At 62.8% G+C, this 15,450-nt stretch carries 16 protein-coding genes; 7 read left to right on the top strand and 9 right to left on the bottom strand.

All coding sequences use genetic code 11. From position 1 onward, the window contains the following. Positions 1-14: 14 nt before the first annotated feature. On the top strand, positions 15-1,802 hold the full coding sequence (locus tag BDK61_RS09575) for an ArnT family glycosyltransferase (protein WP_121303099.1): 1,788 nt from the start codon (positions 15-17) through the stop codon (positions 1,800-1,802). Between the two features lie 27 nt (positions 1,803-1,829). Here BDK61_RS09575 and BDK61_RS09570 read toward each other — a convergent pair whose 3' ends face one another. Genes BDK61_RS09570 through BDK61_RS09555 form a run of 4 tightly spaced genes read right to left on the bottom strand, consistent with a single transcriptional unit; the run spans position 1,830 to position 4,762 of the window. Next, a complete protein-coding gene (locus tag BDK61_RS09570) occupies positions 1,830-2,852 on the bottom strand; it encodes a lysylphosphatidylglycerol synthase transmembrane domain-containing protein (RefSeq protein ID WP_121303098.1) in 1,023 nt (340 codons plus the stop codon). Then, on the bottom strand, positions 2,849-3,706 hold the full coding sequence (locus BDK61_RS09565) for a polysaccharide deacetylase family protein (protein ID WP_121303097.1): 858 nt from the start codon (positions 3,704-3,706) through the stop codon (positions 2,849-2,851). The genes BDK61_RS09570 and BDK61_RS09565 overlap by 4 nt, the downstream gene beginning before the upstream one ends. Then, positions 3,699-4,085, bottom strand: a complete 387-nt coding sequence (locus BDK61_RS09560) for a DUF2304 domain-containing protein (protein ID WP_004961262.1) — start codon at positions 4,083-4,085, stop codon at positions 3,699-3,701. The genes BDK61_RS09565 and BDK61_RS09560 overlap by 8 nt, the downstream gene beginning before the upstream one ends. Positions 4,086-4,087: 2 nt before the next feature. Next, positions 4,088-4,762, bottom strand: a complete 675-nt coding sequence (locus BDK61_RS09555; protein ID WP_007190347.1) for a glycosyltransferase family 2 protein — start codon at positions 4,760-4,762, stop codon at positions 4,088-4,090. A gap of 275 nt (positions 4,763-5,037) precedes the next feature. Between BDK61_RS09555 and BDK61_RS09550 the strand changes: the two genes are divergently transcribed. From BDK61_RS09550 to BDK61_RS09540, 3 genes are all read left to right on the top strand, one after another. Then, the gene (locus BDK61_RS09550; RefSeq protein ID WP_004961266.1) at positions 5,038-5,460 is read left to right on the top strand and encodes a cobalamin B12-binding domain-containing protein; all 423 of its coding nucleotides are present in this window, start codon (positions 5,038-5,040) and stop codon (positions 5,458-5,460) included. Further along, positions 5,457-6,515 carry a methylmalonyl Co-A mutase-associated GTPase MeaB gene (meaB, locus tag BDK61_RS09545; protein WP_007190348.1) on the top strand — a complete coding sequence of 353 codons (1,059 nt, stop codon included), beginning with the start codon at positions 5,457-5,459 and terminating at the stop codon, positions 6,513-6,515. The genes BDK61_RS09550 and meaB overlap by 4 nt, the downstream gene beginning before the upstream one ends. A gap of 107 nt (positions 6,516-6,622) precedes the next feature. Beyond that, positions 6,623-7,564 (top strand): alpha/beta fold hydrolase, encoded by a 942-nt coding sequence (locus BDK61_RS09540; protein ID WP_121303096.1) that lies wholly within the window; start codon positions 6,623-6,625, stop codon positions 7,562-7,564. Between the two features lie 3 nt (positions 7,565-7,567). Here BDK61_RS09540 and BDK61_RS09535 read toward each other — a convergent pair whose 3' ends face one another. From BDK61_RS09535 to BDK61_RS09515, 5 genes are all read right to left on the bottom strand, one after another. Next, entirely contained in the window at positions 7,568-7,954 is a 387-nt protein-coding gene (locus BDK61_RS09535) for a Zn-ribbon domain-containing OB-fold protein (protein WP_004961272.1), read from the bottom strand. Further along, a complete protein-coding gene (locus BDK61_RS09530) occupies positions 7,951-9,117 on the bottom strand; it encodes a thiolase domain-containing protein (protein ID WP_121303095.1) in 1,167 nt (388 codons plus the stop codon). The genes BDK61_RS09535 and BDK61_RS09530 overlap by 4 nt, the downstream gene beginning before the upstream one ends. A gap of 153 nt (positions 9,118-9,270) precedes the next feature. Then, positions 9,271-9,468 carry a DUF5800 family protein gene (locus tag BDK61_RS09525; RefSeq protein ID WP_004518030.1) on the bottom strand — a complete coding sequence of 66 codons (198 nt, stop codon included), beginning with the start codon at positions 9,466-9,468 and terminating at the stop codon, positions 9,271-9,273. 115 nt (positions 9,469-9,583) lie between these two features. Beyond that, positions 9,584-10,222, bottom strand: coding sequence for a transcriptional regulator GfcR (gene gfcR, locus BDK61_RS09520; protein ID WP_004961276.1), 639 nt, complete (start codon positions 10,220-10,222; stop codon positions 9,584-9,586). Positions 10,223-10,558: 336 nt separating this feature from the next. Next, positions 10,559-11,434: a hypothetical protein gene (locus tag BDK61_RS09515; protein ID WP_121303094.1), complete on the bottom strand. Its 876-nt coding sequence runs from the start codon at positions 11,432-11,434 to the stop codon at positions 10,559-10,561. A 59-nt stretch (positions 11,435-11,493) separates the two neighbouring features. Between BDK61_RS09515 and BDK61_RS09510 the strand changes: the two genes are divergently transcribed. The 3 genes from BDK61_RS09510 (at position 11,494) to BDK61_RS09500 (ending at position 15,382) form a co-directional block, all read left to right on the top strand. Continuing rightward, positions 11,494-12,483: an aldo/keto reductase gene (locus BDK61_RS09510; protein WP_121303093.1), complete on the top strand. Its 990-nt coding sequence runs from the start codon at positions 11,494-11,496 to the stop codon at positions 12,481-12,483. A gap of 60 nt (positions 12,484-12,543) precedes the next feature. Then, positions 12,544-13,620, top strand: a complete 1,077-nt coding sequence (locus BDK61_RS09505; RefSeq protein ID WP_121303092.1) for a TrmB family transcriptional regulator — start codon at positions 12,544-12,546, stop codon at positions 13,618-13,620. Between the two features lie 232 nt (positions 13,621-13,852). Continuing rightward, positions 13,853-15,382, top strand: a complete 1,530-nt coding sequence (locus BDK61_RS09500; protein ID WP_004961283.1) for an extracellular solute-binding protein — start codon at positions 13,853-13,855, stop codon at positions 15,380-15,382. Positions 15,383-15,450 lie beyond the last annotated feature (68 nt).

The raw sequence follows: 15,450 nt of genomic DNA, 5'->3' as shown, positions 1-15,450 counted from the left end.
GGAGCGGTGACACGATGAGTGGCTGGCGGTCACTGTCCCGACGTGCTGTCGAACAGGTACGGTCGGACTTCCGGGACGACCCCTATCTCCGCTACGTGCTCCTGCTGTCGACTGTTATGGTCGGGTTCTGGTTCTGGCATCGCATTCCGAACTTTGCGACTCGTGACGAGTACAGTCGGTTGCTCGACGCCATGGTCGTCTACGGATCGGTTCTCGAAGAACCGAGCTTCGAGGGGCTCAAAGCCGGTATCGAGTGGGGCCGGGCCCCCTTCGGCGCGACGCTATATCTCTATGCGCTGGCCATCCTCCCCGTCGTGCTCGTCGCGGCTCTCACCGGGGATCTAGACGCGTTCACCACGATTGCCTTCCCCAGCTGGGAGTTCGGCCACTACGAGGTCTGGGCCGCCACGCCCGAGTGGATATGGACCTGGAGTCTCGTCTCCATCCGCCTGACAAACGTCGTCGCTGCGCTCTGTGCTGTCTACCTCACCTATCGTCTCGGTGTCGCAATCGAGGGGCGCAACGCCGGCCGGCTCTCGGCCGTCGTGCTCTCGCTGACTTTCGGCTTTCTCACAATCTCGAAGGAGGCCGGCGAGGATATGCCGGCGCTGGTGTTCGTCCTCCTCGCGCTGTACCTGCTGGTCAGGTACGTCCAGACCGACGACGGAACGCTGTTTCTGGCGGCGAGCGCGGCCGGTGGTGTCGCCATCGCGTTCAAACTGACGGCCGCGCCGGTCATTCTGCTCATCGGCGTGGCCTTCGTCCTGCGTGCCCGTGCCGCTGACGCACCGCTGACGGAGACGCTGTACCGGCCGAAGCTCCTCCTGAGCGGCGCTCTGTTCGGGTTCGCCATGATTGTACTCGGGTTCCCAACCGCGCTCGTGGCGGGGCCGGAGCCGTTCATCGAGCGCGTGTTCGGCGGCTCGACCTCGCGGATGAGCCACCCGACGGGACCCGACGCCCCGATGTGGTGGTGGTTCCTGCGGGGCTACTTCAGCGCGCTGGGACTGCCGCTGGTTACCGCGGCCGCCGCCAGCGTCGTGGCGACTGTTGCAACCATTCGTGACCGCGGTTCTGCATTTCACGGGACCGTCCTCATTCTGACCGGCCTGACGGCCTACATCGCGATGTTCTCTCAGTGGCACGACTTCCGGGTGCACCACCTCATACCGACGTTCCCGCTCATCGCCTTACTCGTCGGGGGGCGACTGGTGGAGCTCCGCGAACGCTCGTCGTCTCTGGCACGACCGGTGATGGCGGTTCTGTTGGTAACAACGGCCGTCTACGCCGGTATCGGGACGGCCCAGTTCGCGTCGATGCCCCGGGACGAAGCGACAGCGTGGCTCGAAAAGAACAGCGAGGATGGCGACGTGGTGGAGACGTATCGCGTCCATATTCAGGACACTGCCGTCCCGCACTCGCTGACCGCCAGACACGTCGCCGGCCAAGACTCGGAGGCGGAGGAAGCGATGGCGTGCCCGCGATACATTCAGGTCGGGTATCGGGACCTCCTGTACCTCAAGGAGGATACCTACTACCGCAACGGTGAGGCACAGGCCGTCTATCTCCGGAACCTCCTGAACGAGGAGTCCAACTACCGAATCGTCGCGGAGTTCGGGGAGCGGCCACCGAACTTCGTGCCTCAGCGACCGACCCCCGGCTCGTTCACCGACCTGCTCCGGCTCGGCGTCGTCCCGCACACGGACCAGTTCGCCGACGAGCAGGAACTCGCGGCAAATCAGTACACCCTCATTCTGGAACGCGATGGCGAGTGCGATACGAGCCGTCATCCGCCGTTCTGAGTCCGCTTTGATGTATCCTGGGGCCGGCTACTCCGTCGTCAGTGACGCGACATCGAGCCGGACAGAAGGATACCAGCCTGCGAGTGACGGCAGGTAAATACTGAGGAACCGGTCGACGAAGATGATGGGGATGATGACCTCCGCTGGAATACCCAGCGCGACGAACACCGCCGTCGCCGTGGCCTCGGTGATGCCGATGCCGCCGGGCGTCAGCGGCAGGAGCGTCACGGTGTACGCGACCAAGAGATACAGCGGTAACGCGACCAGCGGTTCGAACGCGACGCCGAAACTCCCCAGCAGCAGGCCGACGCGGACACCGGGTGCGAGCACGAGGTCGACGGTCCAGCCGACCGCGTACCGGAGCCACACTGTCGGCTCGCTCGCCAGTGACCGAAACGTCGTGGTCGAACTGTCGGTGAATTCGAGCAGGCCGTCGAGACGCGCCGCGAGTGTCTCGCCGGCGCGTGGAACCCGGACTGCCACTCCTGACAGCCAGCCGATAAGCCGGTCCAGATAGTCGAGGTTGAGGCCACCAAACAGTACCGTCAGGCCGGCCACGAAGTACAGGCTTGTCGCAAGCGCCAGCAACAGAATAAGTTCGACCCGGAGCAGTGGAATCGCCAGGATGAGGCCAGCAGTCGCCGCGACGCCATAGTATAGGGCAAAGATGCTGGTGTGAAGCGCCGACGCGGCTGCAGCGTCGGTGTAAGCCATTCCGGTCTGGCTCCGGAGGACGAACGGCGCAGCCAGCCGTCCCGAGAGCCGCGACGGGAGCAACTGATTGACGAAGTTCACAATGAGCGTCGTCCCGGCGGCGGTCCGGAACTGGACCGGTGCGAGCGGGGTGATTACCGCGTGCCACGAGTAGGTCCGGCCACAGATACCGAGAACGCTGACGGCGACGACCGCGAGCGCCGTTTCGGTTTCGACGCTGGCGAGCAGGTCGATTGCGCTCGCGATGTCGAACTGCGTGAGCAGCCACGAAAGCGCAACGACGGCGATACCGTACTGGGCGACCGTGATCCCCAGATCACGAGCCCGACTCGTCACGGTGTCTCGCCCCTCTGTAGCTGCGTCGCGGCCGCTTCACCGTCCTCCAGAACTGTCCGCACGGTCGTGAACTCGAAGTCCTGTTGGAGAATCCGCTCGACGGCCCGGCGCATCCAGTCGCCGGTCCTGACGTACACCCGCGTCGGCACCCCTTCGACAGCTGGCAGGTCGACCAGTTCCCAGGGATGGACGTACAGCATCGGTGTGATACCCCGGCGGGCCAGCAGTTTCATGCCCAGAATCGTGTATCGCGGGCCGAAAAACCGGAGCCAGGTCCCGGTGAGGGGCAACTGCAGGCCGGGCATGACGCTTGCCGGGAACTCGGTAATGCTGTCCGGTGCGCCCGGGCGGACCGCCGTCGCTTGGACCGGTTCGTGAATGTCGTACTCGCCGCCGTACCACCCCGGAATCGACCGGCTTGAGACGACGCTAGAGTCGTACGTGTATCCGATGTCGGAAAGCAGATCGAAGTGGTCGTCGGTGATGTCGAAGGCGGGTGCTCGGAACCCTGAAACCCGCTCGTTGGTGACTCGCTCCAGTACGTCCTTCGACTGGGACAACTCCCTTCGTTGCCCGTCGCTGTCGAGATCCGAGAGCAACTGATGGGTGTGCGTATGCGAGGCGATTTCCAGACCCGCGTCAGCAAGCGCCCGCACGGCGTCGGGATGGGACTCGGCAACCGAGGAGACCACGAACGCGGTCGATGTCGCGTCGTACTTTGCGAGCGTGTCCCTGAAAAATCGACCGCCGTCGAGGCCGACGCCGTCGCGGTCGGTCGTCCCCGACGCGCTCCGGTAGGCCGGTGTCTGAGTAAACAGCTCGAAATCTATCGACAGCACCGCGCGGTTACTCATCCTGCTTGTCCTCGGTCTGTAGCTGATGTTCCTCAAGTTCGCTCCGGAGAAGGCTCAACTCCTCGTTCAGCCGCGACAGCCGGTCGTACATGTGCCCGATGCGGTTGAGCAGGTACGTCACCGCCACAAACAGCGTCAGGTTCGAGATGACGAGGATGGCGCGGGCTTTCCACTCCAGGCCCAGTAGCCGCGCCACGACCTCGAACACGTTGGGGACGATAGCAACGACGATGAGCCCCGTGCCGAGCAGCAGCGACATCACGAACAACTCCAGCGACTCGCGTTCGCTTCTGACGATAATAAACCCGTTCGCGAGGAAGGCCAGCCCGACGACCAGCGACAAGAGGTTAACCAGTGAGTAGTCGAATCCAAAGACCATAGTTAGCGAAAGAGGAGGACGCGAAACACCGTGTCAGTCATCCGGAGCGGGTAGAGCACGAGCGTGTCGAGGCTGAACTGTGACTCGCCCTCATCCCGGATCGGCATCGCTATCGATACTTCTTCGATCCGCTGGCCGCGCTGGGCCGCATCGAGCGTCTGTTCGACTGCCCAGTGGTTGTCCGAGCGGTGGAGGATATCCTGCAGCGCCGACACGCGGTAGACGCGGAAACCGCTCGTTACGTCGGTAATGTCGATGCCGCCCAGCTTCCGCACGACGGTCGTAAAGAAGGTGATTCCCAGCCGCCTGATAAGCGGGTAGTCGTCGATGCTCTCGTTCAGGTAGCGGCTGCCGATGACCATGTCCGCGTCCTCGGCGTGGTCAAGGAGGGTCGGAATCTTCTCCGGGTCGTGCTGGCCGTCGGCGTCGACCTGCACGACGAAGTCGTAGTCGTGCCGAATTGCGTACTGATAGCCCGTCCTGACGGCCCCGCCGACACCGGTGTTGAACACGTGTGTAACGACGTGTGCGCCGTGCTCACGGGCGATGGCCGCGGTGTCGTCCGACGAGCCGTCATCGACGACGACGACCTCGTCGACGTAGCGGCTCGTTCCGTCGATCACCGACCCGATGGTGCTCGACTCGTTGTACGCGGGGATGACGGCGACTGTTCGCACTGGTGGAAACGCCGCTAGCAGCGAACTTAGAATTGTCGTTCTCTGGGATAGTTCACTTGCGGCCTGTGCGCCTGTCGTTGACCGCTCCACTCACGCCAGGCCGGCCTCTGTGAGCCACAGCCGACGTGAACCTCGCCAGTCGGGACGCCCGCACTTCTCGCGAGCGAGGCAATGGTGGCTGTTCACATAACTCACGCTTCGAAGTCCGCTCGTAATAAAAATAGATCATGATGGATAGGGCAAGAATGAAAACACACCGCGCGGTACGTACTGGCATGAGTGTCGAGCAGGAGCAGACGGAACGGACCATCAGGTGTCTGGTGGCGAAAGTCGGACTCGACGGACACGACCGGGGCGCACACGTCATCGCGCGGGCGCTCCGTGACGCTGGCTTTGAAGTGATTTACTCAGGGCTCCATCGAGCGCCCGACGAAGTCGTGCAGGCCGCTGTGCAGGAGGACGTAGATGTCGTCGGCATCTCCATTCTCTCGGGGGCGCACAACACGCTGGTCCCAAAGATTCTCGACGGGCTAAGAGAGTATGACGCGTTCGATGACCGGCTCATCCTCGTCGGCGGCATCGTCCCGGATGACGATCAGGAGGAACTCCGCGGGCAGGGCGTCGACGAGATATTCGGCCCGGGCGCGTCCATGGAGGAGATGATCGACTACATCCACGAGAACGCGCCCGAGCGATGAGCGACCTCGTCGCTGACCTGCTTGCGGGCAAGCACAGCGCCCTCGCCAGAGTCATCACACTGATAGAGAACCGTTCGTCGGGGTACCGAGAGATAATTTCCGACCTCCATCAGCACACCGGCACAGCCGACGTTATCGGCGTCACCGGCAGCCCCGGCGCGGGCAAGTCCACGCTGGTCGATAAGGTCGCAGCGACCTACCGTGAGCAGGGACAGACCGTCGGCGTCATCGCTATTGACCCATCCTCGCCGTTCTCCGGCGGCGCGGTGCTCGGCGACCGGATACGGATGGCCTCGAACGCTGGCGATATGGATATGTTCTTCCGGTCGATGTCTGCTCGTGGCTCCCTCGGTGGGCTGTCGACGGCGACGACCGACGCCGTGACCGCGCTGGACGCGTTCGGCAAGGACAAGATCATCGTCGAGACGGTCGGCGCAGGGCAAAACGAAGTCGACATCGTCCGCACCGCCGATACCGTCGCCGTGCTCGTGCCGCCGGGCAGCGGCGACGACGTCCAGATGCTCAAGGCCGGCATCCTCGAAATCGGTGACGTGTTCGTGGTCAACAAGGCCGACCTCGATGGGGCCGACCGGACCGTCCAGCAACTCCGGGAGATGTTACAGGGACAGAGCGGACGCCCGGACTCCGGCCATCACGGCGCGACTGAACTCGCCGGCGACCATGGCGATGCGTCCACCGATGCCGCCGATGATGAGGCGGACGAGTCGGAGACGTGGAATCCCCCTATCGTGGAGACAGTCGCCAATCGGGGCGAGGGCGTCGAAGATTTCTTAGACGCGCTTGCCAACCACGGCGCGTATCTGGACCGAACCGGCCGTCGAGAGGGGCAAGCCCGGGAGCGTTTCGCCGCCGAGATTCGAACTCTCCTTCGGGAGGATGCCAACGAACTACTGGTCGACGAACTTGACCGCCGCGGCGGCATCGAGCAGTACGTCGACGCCGTCATCGAGCGCCATACTGACCCGTACACGGTTGTCGACGAGGTGCTCGAACCGCTCCGAGAGTGTCTCGACGAGCGGCGCGACGGGAACTAACTTCGGGACTGTTGCGTTCGCGGAACCATGTCTGCCCAGACCGATAGCGACAGCTATCTGACGATCTTCCAGCATGTATAACATACTCCGGGTCCCAAGTCATCAGTATGAAACTCCGCAAGGCGCTCGGTGCGGTCGTTGGTGCGGTCGGCGCGACAGCCGCTGCCAACCGCGTGCTACAGTCGCGGGCCGGCGCGTTCGAACCGATGCTCGACGGGGAACAGGGGACGTACCGCTGGCGTGGGTTCGATATCGCGTACACTGAAGCCGGCGACCCGTCGGACCCGGACCTCGTGCTGTTCCACGGCATCAATGCCGCTGCCAGTAGTCACGAGTTCCATACGGTGTTTGACACCCTCGCAGAGGAATACCACGTCATCGCACCGGACCTGCCGGGCTTCGGGCACACGGACCGGCCACCGCTGCTGTACTCGGCGTCGCTGTACACGGCGTTCGTGCGGGACTTTATCGAGGACAACACGGCCGACGCGACCGTCGTCGCGTCATCACTGACCGGGGCCTACGCCGCCAGCGCGGCACAGGAGGTCAACGTCGAGGAACTCGTTCTCATCTGCCCGACGGACACCTCGATGGGCAACCGCACTGTCTGGCTCCGCTCGCTGCTTCGCGCGCCCGTCATCGGCGAGGGAATCTACAATCTCACTGTCTCGAAAGCCTCCATCCGGCACTTCCACGCCGACCACGGCTACTACGACATGGACAACCTCACCGAGGATGTCGTCGACTACGAGTGGCAGAGTGGCCACCAGCCCGGTGCGCGCTTTGCGCCGGCATCGTTCGTCTCCGGCTTCCTCGACCCGGAAGACGACCTCGGCGAAGTACTGGCCGGTCTCGACGTGCCCGTGACGATGGTCTGGGGCGAGGACGCCGACATCACGCCGTTGTCGAAGGGTCGCGACATGGCCGAGCAGGCAGATGCGATGCTCGTCGTGTTCGGTGACTCGCTGCTCCTACCCCACGTCGAACACCCCGGTGAGTTCGTCGATGTGGTCCGGGACAGAGTGACTTCGGTAACAGTCGAAAACTGAGCCCTAGCGCGGTCGGAACACGACCGCTCTCTCGCCGGTTGTCACGCGTTCGCCGACATCGATGCCGACCACGTCGTCGATGGCAACGTCGTCCGGGTCCACGTCACGGACGAGGCCCGTGACCGATACCGGTCCGAAATCAGCGATGGCAGTGACGTAGGGCGCGTCGTCCTCGAACTGCGGCGTCGGGACCGTAATCGTCGTGTGGCTCGCGATTTCACCGGACTCCGGCAGGTCGACCGCCGAGAGGTCCTGGTCGTGACAGCGCGGGCACACCCGACGAGGCGGGAGCCAGCCGTGGCCGTTCGAACATTCGAGGTAGTACCCGTCGCCCGATTCGATGCTGTCGAGCCACGCGTCGTACTCGCCGTCTTGTGCGGATTCAGTCATTCTTGCACCTCCATGACGTGGACGGTCGTAGACGCGACCGTGCCGCCCGCGTTGTGTGCGACCCCGACGGTGCTGTCCGGCACGGCGTCGGCCCGCGGGTGTGACCCGTCGAGGAGCCAGGCGACCGTCGCTAACTGGGCAACACCGGTCGCGCCGACCGGGTGACCCTTGGCCTTCAGCCCGCCCGAGAGATTGATCGGGCGGTCGCCGTCGCGGGTCGTCTCGCCGTTGCGCGCCGCGGCGATGCCCTCGCCGCGCTCGTAGAAGCCAAGCGATTCGATTGCGAACACTTCCGCGATAGTGAAACAGTCGTGGACCTCGGCGAAATCAACATCGTCGGGACCGACGTCGGCGTCCCCGTAAGCCTCCTCCGCAGCCTTGTCGGCGGCGGGTGTCTGTGCCAGATGCGGGCGGTCCTGCAGTGCGAGGTTGTCGCCGCCCTGGCCGGTCCCGGTGATGGCGACTGGGGCGTCTAGGTCGTGCTCCTCGGCGTAGGACTCCGTGGTCAGGACAGCGGCCGTGGCCCCGTCAGTAATCGGACAGGAGTCATAGAGGCCGAGCGGGGACGCAATCGTCGGGGCGTCGATAGCGTCCTCGACCGTGATCTCCTTCTGAATCTGGGCGTGTTCGTTGACCAGCGCGTGCTCGTGGTTCTTGACGGCGATGTGAGCGAGGTCCTCGTGGGAGCCGCCGTACTGGTCGAAGTACGACCGGGCCATCAGCGCGTAGGCCCCCGGGAAAGTCATCCCGGCACGGACCTCGTAGAGGTCGTCGGCGGCGATAGCGAGCGCGTCTGTCGCCGCTGCGGTCCCGATATTGGTCATCCGTTCCGCGCCGCCGACGACGACGACCTCCGCCTCGCCATTCCGGATCGTCTTGACGGCTTCACGAACGGCTGTGCCGGCGGATGCACAGGCCGCTTCGACACGGGTCGCCGGAACGTCCAGCCCGATAGCCTCGGCCATCAGCGGTCCCTGATGGCCCTGATGTTCCGCGAGTTCTCCCATGAAGTTGCCGTAATAGAGCGCCTCAGCGTCTTCCGGGTCGATTCCGGCCTCCGATAGCGCTTCGAGTCCGGCCTCGGCGAACAGGTCTCGGCCGGTCCGTTCGGGGTGTTTCCCGAACTGTGTCACGCTGGCCCCGGCGATACGTGGGTCTGACATTACCTCCCAGTGTGCGCTGACGGCTTAAATGCCTACTGCTCGGGTGCTTAATTAGCGAATATTCGACGCTTTGAACGCCTACAAACGGGATATTGGTTTTCTTCAGAAATTCCTTCTTACAACGGAATTATAGCCTTCAACGGAACTATTGCGTCAATTCACGATTTCGGCGATACGCTGGGGTTCGCCCGACAGCGCCGGTTCCGGCTCGACCATCTGCAGCACCTCGTGGTCGGTCACGTTCGGATACGACTTCTGGATGGCATCCTCGATGAGGGCCTTTTCGAGGCGGAACTCCGTCCCCTCGTAGACGACATCGACACCCTGTTCGTCGAACGACAGTACAGTCATACCGCGGATTACGCACGGCACAAATAAAAGGATAGTCTCTCGGGCGGCCACGCCGATTCAGGTAATCCGGTGGCCATCCGGCGAAACGCGGGTTCAGAACGGTCCGTTGGGGCCGTTACGAGTCGCCGTCGCTACCGACTCGGATGACCTGCAGCAGGGAGTACACCGGGACGCCGCGGATGTCGCCGATGCCGCGTTTGTCAGCCAGCACGACGCAGGCCACGGGATTGCCGCCCTGTTCGTGGATCGCGTCGATGGTTTCGCCCATCGTCTTGCCGCTCGTAATAGTGTCGTCGACGACGTAGCAGTCTCGGTTCCGGATCTGCGCGAAGTTCCGGGAGAACGAGCCATCGCTGGTCTCGCTCTCGTCGTCGTCCCACTGGTGTTTGGTCGGGGCGTACGTCCCGAGGTCGGTTTCCAGTTCCCGCGCAACGGTCGTCGCAAGCGGCGCGCCGGCCTTCTCGATGCCGATGGTAAGGTCCACATCGTCGCCTTTCTTCGAGAGCAGGTCCGCCATCGCCGCGCCCGCGTGGTACAGTCGGTTGCTGTCCCGACCGACAGCAGACCAGTCGACGTGGATATCGTGGGGACCGCCGTCGTCGCTCGTATCCGGTTCCGTGCCGGTGCCGCTACGTTCGACAAGCCAACTCGCCGTCTCGCGGGAGACGTTAAGCTCGTCAGCGATTTCGCCCTTAGAGAGGCCACGCTGTGCCAGGTCGGACGCGCTGTCGACGAGGTCGTCGATATTCTTCATACCATCATCTCCGTGTGCGAGGATTTAATAGGCAGTGTTCTTCAGCCATCAAAATCTATTTACAACACCAGTTGTACAATTCTAGCGGCTGGGTACATTCCCCATGCTATCCGGGACTATGTGAGACCGCTGTTCGGTCAGCATCGTTCCCCACCAGCCACACCCGGCCGACGCCAACTGTCTGCCACGCAGCATGGTTGTCCGCGGGACCGCACGCACCAGCGGTCAGGCGGGATTCTCCCGCCCTTTGCCGTCCATCGTCTCTCTCTGGGTCGAACCCGAATAGCGTCTCGAACACCAGACCTGACACCGGTTCGGCCGTTCAGTGTGTCTGGTTCAGTTGTCGTCCAGTTCAAAGGTGTAGAGTCGCTGCTCGCAGGTCGGACAGACGAGCGTCTCGTCGGGGTCCTGACGTGGGCCCAGATGGCCGCCACAGCACGACACCGACGACGACTCGACCAGTTCGGAGCCACAGACCGGGCAACTATCGAGAAACATCTGGAAGGCCTCCGCACCGGCGATTCTGAGCCGTTCGTCGTCGAGACGCTCGCCGAGGACCTCGTATGCTGCGAGTTCGGCGACGACGACCGGACGGGGAAGGAGCTGTTTGTGCTCGGAACCGAGCACGACCCACTCCGCGTCGTCGACGTACTGCTCCGCGTGCCCGACCTGCTCCAGCGACGCCTGCAGTGTTGTCGAGAGACTGTCGAGTGATTCCGCTGCCAGTTCGTCCATTCGGTCGTGCCAGGCAGTGTCGACGGTCGCTTCAGGAAACAGCCGTTCGCCCTCGAGTTCGATGACGCCCGCTGCCGAGAGTTCCCGGAGGATGGTTTCGCCGTCCAACTCCACATCCTCGGCCAGCGAGTCACGCTTCTCGTGGGCCATGGCTTCCTGCGTTGCCGCGTCGTGTGCGGACTCCCCGTGAAACCACTCGTTCGGGACCGGTGATATCGCCACCAGCCGCGGGGCAAATTCAGGTGTGTACGGAACCAGATACCCCCGGAGATAGACCACCGCGACGCCAACAACAGCGACCAGTAGACTCAGTAACGAGCGTTTGCGTGCACGCAAGAACAGTGCCAGAAGCCCGACAAGCCCCAGGTTCAAGACCGTACACGGCCAGCATCTGTTCGCTCCGGTGTAGGACTCGTCGCTGAGGGTTTCAAGTACTTCCATCGGGTCAGATTCCTGCGGTGCGGACTCTCGGTTCATGTTCGGACAACGGTATGCAGTCCCAAAATTCTTTAACAACAGCTGTGGTACAAAGTGTCATGAGCGACTCGCCGGTGACATACACCACGCTCGGGTCGACAGGGCTCGACGTGTCTGAACTCTGTCTCGGAACGATGAACTTCGGGAGCGCGGAGCCCTGGATGCTAAACGACGAGGCCGAGAGCCGTCGGATACTCGAACGGGCGCTCGATCTGGGTATCAACTTCTTCGATACGGCCAACGCCTACTCGAACGGCGAGAGCGAGCGGATTCTTGGCGAGGCCGTCGACTCCGCTCGCCGCGGCGAACTGGTCCTGGCATCGAAGGTGTACTTCGATATGCACGACGGACCGAACGGGAGCGGGCTCTCGAAGAAACACATCATCGACCAGTGTCACGCCACGCTGGACCGCCTCGGCGTCGACTATCTCGACCTCTACCAGATCCACCGGTGGGACGAGGATACGTCAATCGAGGAGACGCTGGACGCGCTGACGTATCTCGTCGACGAGGGGCTGGTCCGCTACATCGGCGCGAGCACGATGGCAAACTGGCAGTTCCAGAAGGCGCTGTACACCGCAGATATCGAGGGGTACGAGCGGTTCGTCTCGATGCAACCGGAGTACAACGCTGTCGACCGGCACGAAGAGGCGAACCTCCTACCCGTCTGCGAGATGGAGGGGGTCGGTGTCATTCCGTGGTCGCCGCTGGCCGGCGGCTTCCTCGCCGGGAAGTACGACCGCGACGACGACCTATCCGAGGGGCGGGCGAGTACGGACGAGTACACAGCAAACCGGTTCAGCGACGAGAACTGGGCGGTCCTCGACGAGGTGCAGTCGATTGCTGACGAAAAGGACGCAACGCCGGCACAGGTCAGCCTGGCGTGGCTTTGTCATCAGGACGTTGTTGACGCACCGATCATCGGGCCGCGGACGATGGACCACTTGGAGGAGAACGTCGGTGCACTTGACGTCGACCTAACCGACGAGGAGTGTGCCCGAATCGAGGCTCCGAAACAGCCACAGTGGCCGGTCGAGGGCAAGGACTGACCGATGATCTCGATGGATAACCATGCACGTTAACTGCGTTCTCAGTTTCCCTGTACACACATGGACGACAGCGAACTAACCGATGTCCTCGAAGATGCCGGTCTCTCTCCGTATCAGGCGGAGGCCTACGTGGCGTTGCTTGGGCTGGGGACCGCATCGGCGACCGACATCGCGGACTCCTGTGACGTTCCGGACCCGCGGATTTACGATGTGCTCCGGGACCTGGAAACGAAGGGGTATATCGAGACGTTCCAGCAGGACAGTCTGACCGCTCGCGCCCGCAACCCAGATGTAGTCCTTGAAGACCTGCGGTCCCGGTCGAGCAAGTACCTCAACGCGGCAGAAACGATCGAGGAACGCTGGAACCAGCCCGAGATATCCGACCACGAGGTCAGTATCGTCAAGCGGTTCGAGACGGTCGTCAGCCGGGCCCGAGAACTCATCGAAGCGGCCGAAAACCAGATCCAGGTCGGTGTGGACCCGGAGCAGTTCTACGCGGTCCGTGAGGAACTCATCGCCGCCCACGACCGCGGCGTGAACATCAAACTCAGCATCTGTACGGGTGCTGGTGAGGACGTACCGCCGCTTTCCGACATCGAAGGCACCTGTGCGGAGGCCCGGAACCGCGAGATTCCAGCCCCGTTTTTCGTTCTCGTCGACCGGACCTGGACGTGCTTTGCCCCACACCACGACTCGGTCAACGAGTACGGCGTCCTCGTCAAGGACCGGACCCACACCTACGTCTTCCACTGGTTCTTCCTGACCTGCCTGTGGGAGATCTGGGACACATTGTACACTGAGCGGACGCCGGAAACCCCGACGACGTACGTCGACCTTCGCCACGCTGTCCGGGATATCGAACCGCTGCTGAACGAGGACGCGACCATCGAGGCCGTCGTCGTGGGGTACGACACGGAAACCAAAGAATCGGTTGAGCTGACAGGGCGCGTCACCGGCATCGACTACACCGGGAGTAACATCGGACGGACGGACCCGGTCCCACTGGCACAACTGGCCGGCCGAATCAGTGCGACGCTGGTCACTGACGACGGGACATATGAGGTCGGTGGCTGGGGGGCTGTCATCGAGGAGGTCGAGGCCACCGAAATTACGATTACGAACGTCGAGTACGAGTAACGAGACGCGATTTTCTCGGGACGAATAAACCTTCCCTCAGTTTGTGCGTTTGAGGTCTTCTGTGTGGCAAACAGCTGTTTGACCTATCCCTGCGTATATATACTGAAAGATTTATACAGTGGCGAACAGTCAATAAAGTATCACTATCGCCGGGCCGCCGACGGTAATTAACAACACCTGTGGTTAATTATGGACAACCTTTAAGATGTGTCCGGGATAGCTCAGAATAGATATGTCGGACAATGGCACAAGCGGCGAGCGGAACTCAACAGGCGTCTCCCGGCGACGGTTCGTCCGTGCTGCCGGAGCAGCAGGTGTCGTCGGTGGACTGGCAGGCTGTGCTGACTTCGTCGGCGGCGGCGACGGCGGTAGCGGTGACGGGAGTGACGGTGGATCGACTGGTGACGGGAGCAGCAGCGAGACCACGACGGTCCAGTGGGGTTTCGACCCGGTGGCCGTCCAGAACAACGGCGACGCAATCAAGCAGGCACTCCACGACAACGGCCTGTCGGACGACATCGAGATAGAGTTCGTCCCGCGTGACCAGGACACCGGTGCGGCCCGGTCGAACTACAACCGACTGCTCTCGGCCGGCGAGACGAACCCGGACATGTTCCTGATGGACAACGGCTGGACGAATATCTTCATCCAGCGAGGGCAACTCCAGAACCTCTCCGAAACGCTACCAGAGGACCTCCTCTCGGACGTCTCGGACAACTACTTCTCGGCGTTTACCGACACGGCACGAAATCCGAGCAACGGGAACCTGTTTGGTGTGCCGGTGTTCCCGGACTTCCCGACGATGCAGTACCGCAAGGACCTCGTTGAAGAGGCCGGCTACAGCCCCGAGAGCAACAACTGGGCGACTGAGCCAATGACATGGGAGGAGTGGTCGAACATCGCCGCGGACACCTACGACAACGCTGACGTTGACTTCGGCTTCACCACCCAGTGGGATATCTACGAGGGAACCTCCTGCTGTACGTTCAACGAGGTCATGTCCTCGTGGGGCGGTGCGTACTTCGGCGGCCGCGACAACCTCTTTGGCCCGATCGGGGAGCGACCGATCACGGTGAACAACACCGAGGTCCACAACGCCCTGAACATGATGCGGAAGTTCGTCCACGACGAGGACTTCGGCGGTCAGTTTGAGGGCTACGGCGGCGGCTTCACCCCGACCGAAATCCTCGGCTGGAAGGAGGAAGACGCTCGCGCGCCGTTCGTCAACGGCAACGCTGTCTTCCACCGTAACTGGCCCTACTCGCTGGCGCTTGGCGGCCGTAACCCGGAAGAAACCGAGGACCCGGCGCTCGGCGAGAACCTCGGTGCAATGCCGATTCCGTACGCGGTGCCCGAGAGCGAGGCAGCACAGCCCGGCACGGGTGGCTCCACAGCCGCGCTCGGTGGTTGGCACATGACCGTCAACCCCAACAGCGAGCAATTAGACGCCGTGACGCAGGTCATTCGTGCCGCAATGGAGCCGGACTTCCAGCTCACGCTGCTGTCTGTTCAGGGATGGCTGCCGCCGCGGCCTGAACTGTTCAACTCCAGCGAGGCCCAGAACGTGCCCGTCGTTGGCCGGTACATGGACACGCTGCAGGTCGCTGGTAACAACACGATGCCGCGCCCGGTGACGGCCGTTTGGAGCGACCAGTCCAGCAAAATCGCACAGCAAGCGAACCGTGCAGTCGGGCAGGAAGCCTCCTCGGCTGACGCGATGGCGACACTCGAGTCCTCGCTCGAATCGACAGAACAGACCTGAAGGCACAGGCAAGCGTTACAAAACCACCCCTGTGATTATTTACCATGACACATTCAAACGACGGACGG

The organism is Haloarcula quadrata, from assembly GCF_003634715.1.
GTDB lineage: Archaea > Halobacteriota > Halobacteria > Halobacteriales > Haloarculaceae > Haloarcula > Haloarcula marismortui.
The sequence above is the reverse complement of the archived record's forward strand: the minus strand, read 5'-3'. Positions and strand labels throughout refer to the sequence as shown.

Coding starts and splice junctions, on each gene's coding strand:
- BDK61_RS09575 (WP_121303099.1), top strand. CDS start 15: ATGAGTGGCTGGCGGTCACTGTCCCGACGTGCTGTCGAACAGGTACGG.
- BDK61_RS09565 (WP_121303097.1), bottom strand. CDS start 3,706: ATGAGTAACCGCGCGGTGCTGTCGATAGATTTCGAGCTGTTTACTCAG.
- BDK61_RS09560 (WP_004961262.1), bottom strand. CDS start 4,085: ATGGTCTTTGGATTCGACTACTCACTGGTTAACCTCTTGTCGCTGGTC.
- BDK61_RS09550 (WP_004961266.1), top strand. CDS start 5,038: ATGAGTGTCGAGCAGGAGCAGACGGAACGGACCATCAGGTGTCTGGTG.
- meaB (WP_007190348.1), top strand. CDS start 5,457: ATGAGCGACCTCGTCGCTGACCTGCTTGCGGGCAAGCACAGCGCCCTC.
- BDK61_RS09540 (WP_121303096.1), top strand. CDS start 6,623: ATGAAACTCCGCAAGGCGCTCGGTGCGGTCGTTGGTGCGGTCGGCGCG.
- BDK61_RS09535 (WP_004961272.1), bottom strand. CDS start 7,954: ATGACTGAATCCGCACAAGACGGCGAGTACGACGCGTGGCTCGACAGC.
- BDK61_RS09530 (WP_121303095.1), bottom strand. CDS start 9,117: ATGTCAGACCCACGTATCGCCGGGGCCAGCGTGACACAGTTCGGGAAA.
- BDK61_RS09525 (WP_004518030.1), bottom strand. CDS start 9,468: ATGACTGTACTGTCGTTCGACGAACAGGGTGTCGATGTCGTCTACGAG.
- gfcR (WP_004961276.1), bottom strand. CDS start 10,222: ATGAAGAATATCGACGACCTCGTCGACAGCGCGTCCGACCTGGCACAG.
- BDK61_RS09515 (WP_121303094.1), bottom strand. CDS start 11,434: ATGAACCGAGAGTCCGCACCGCAGGAATCTGACCCGATGGAAGTACTT.
- BDK61_RS09510 (WP_121303093.1), top strand. CDS start 11,494: ATGAGCGACTCGCCGGTGACATACACCACGCTCGGGTCGACAGGGCTC.
- BDK61_RS09505 (WP_121303092.1), top strand. CDS start 12,544: ATGGACGACAGCGAACTAACCGATGTCCTCGAAGATGCCGGTCTCTCT.
- BDK61_RS09500 (WP_004961283.1), top strand. CDS start 13,853: ATGTCGGACAATGGCACAAGCGGCGAGCGGAACTCAACAGGCGTCTCC.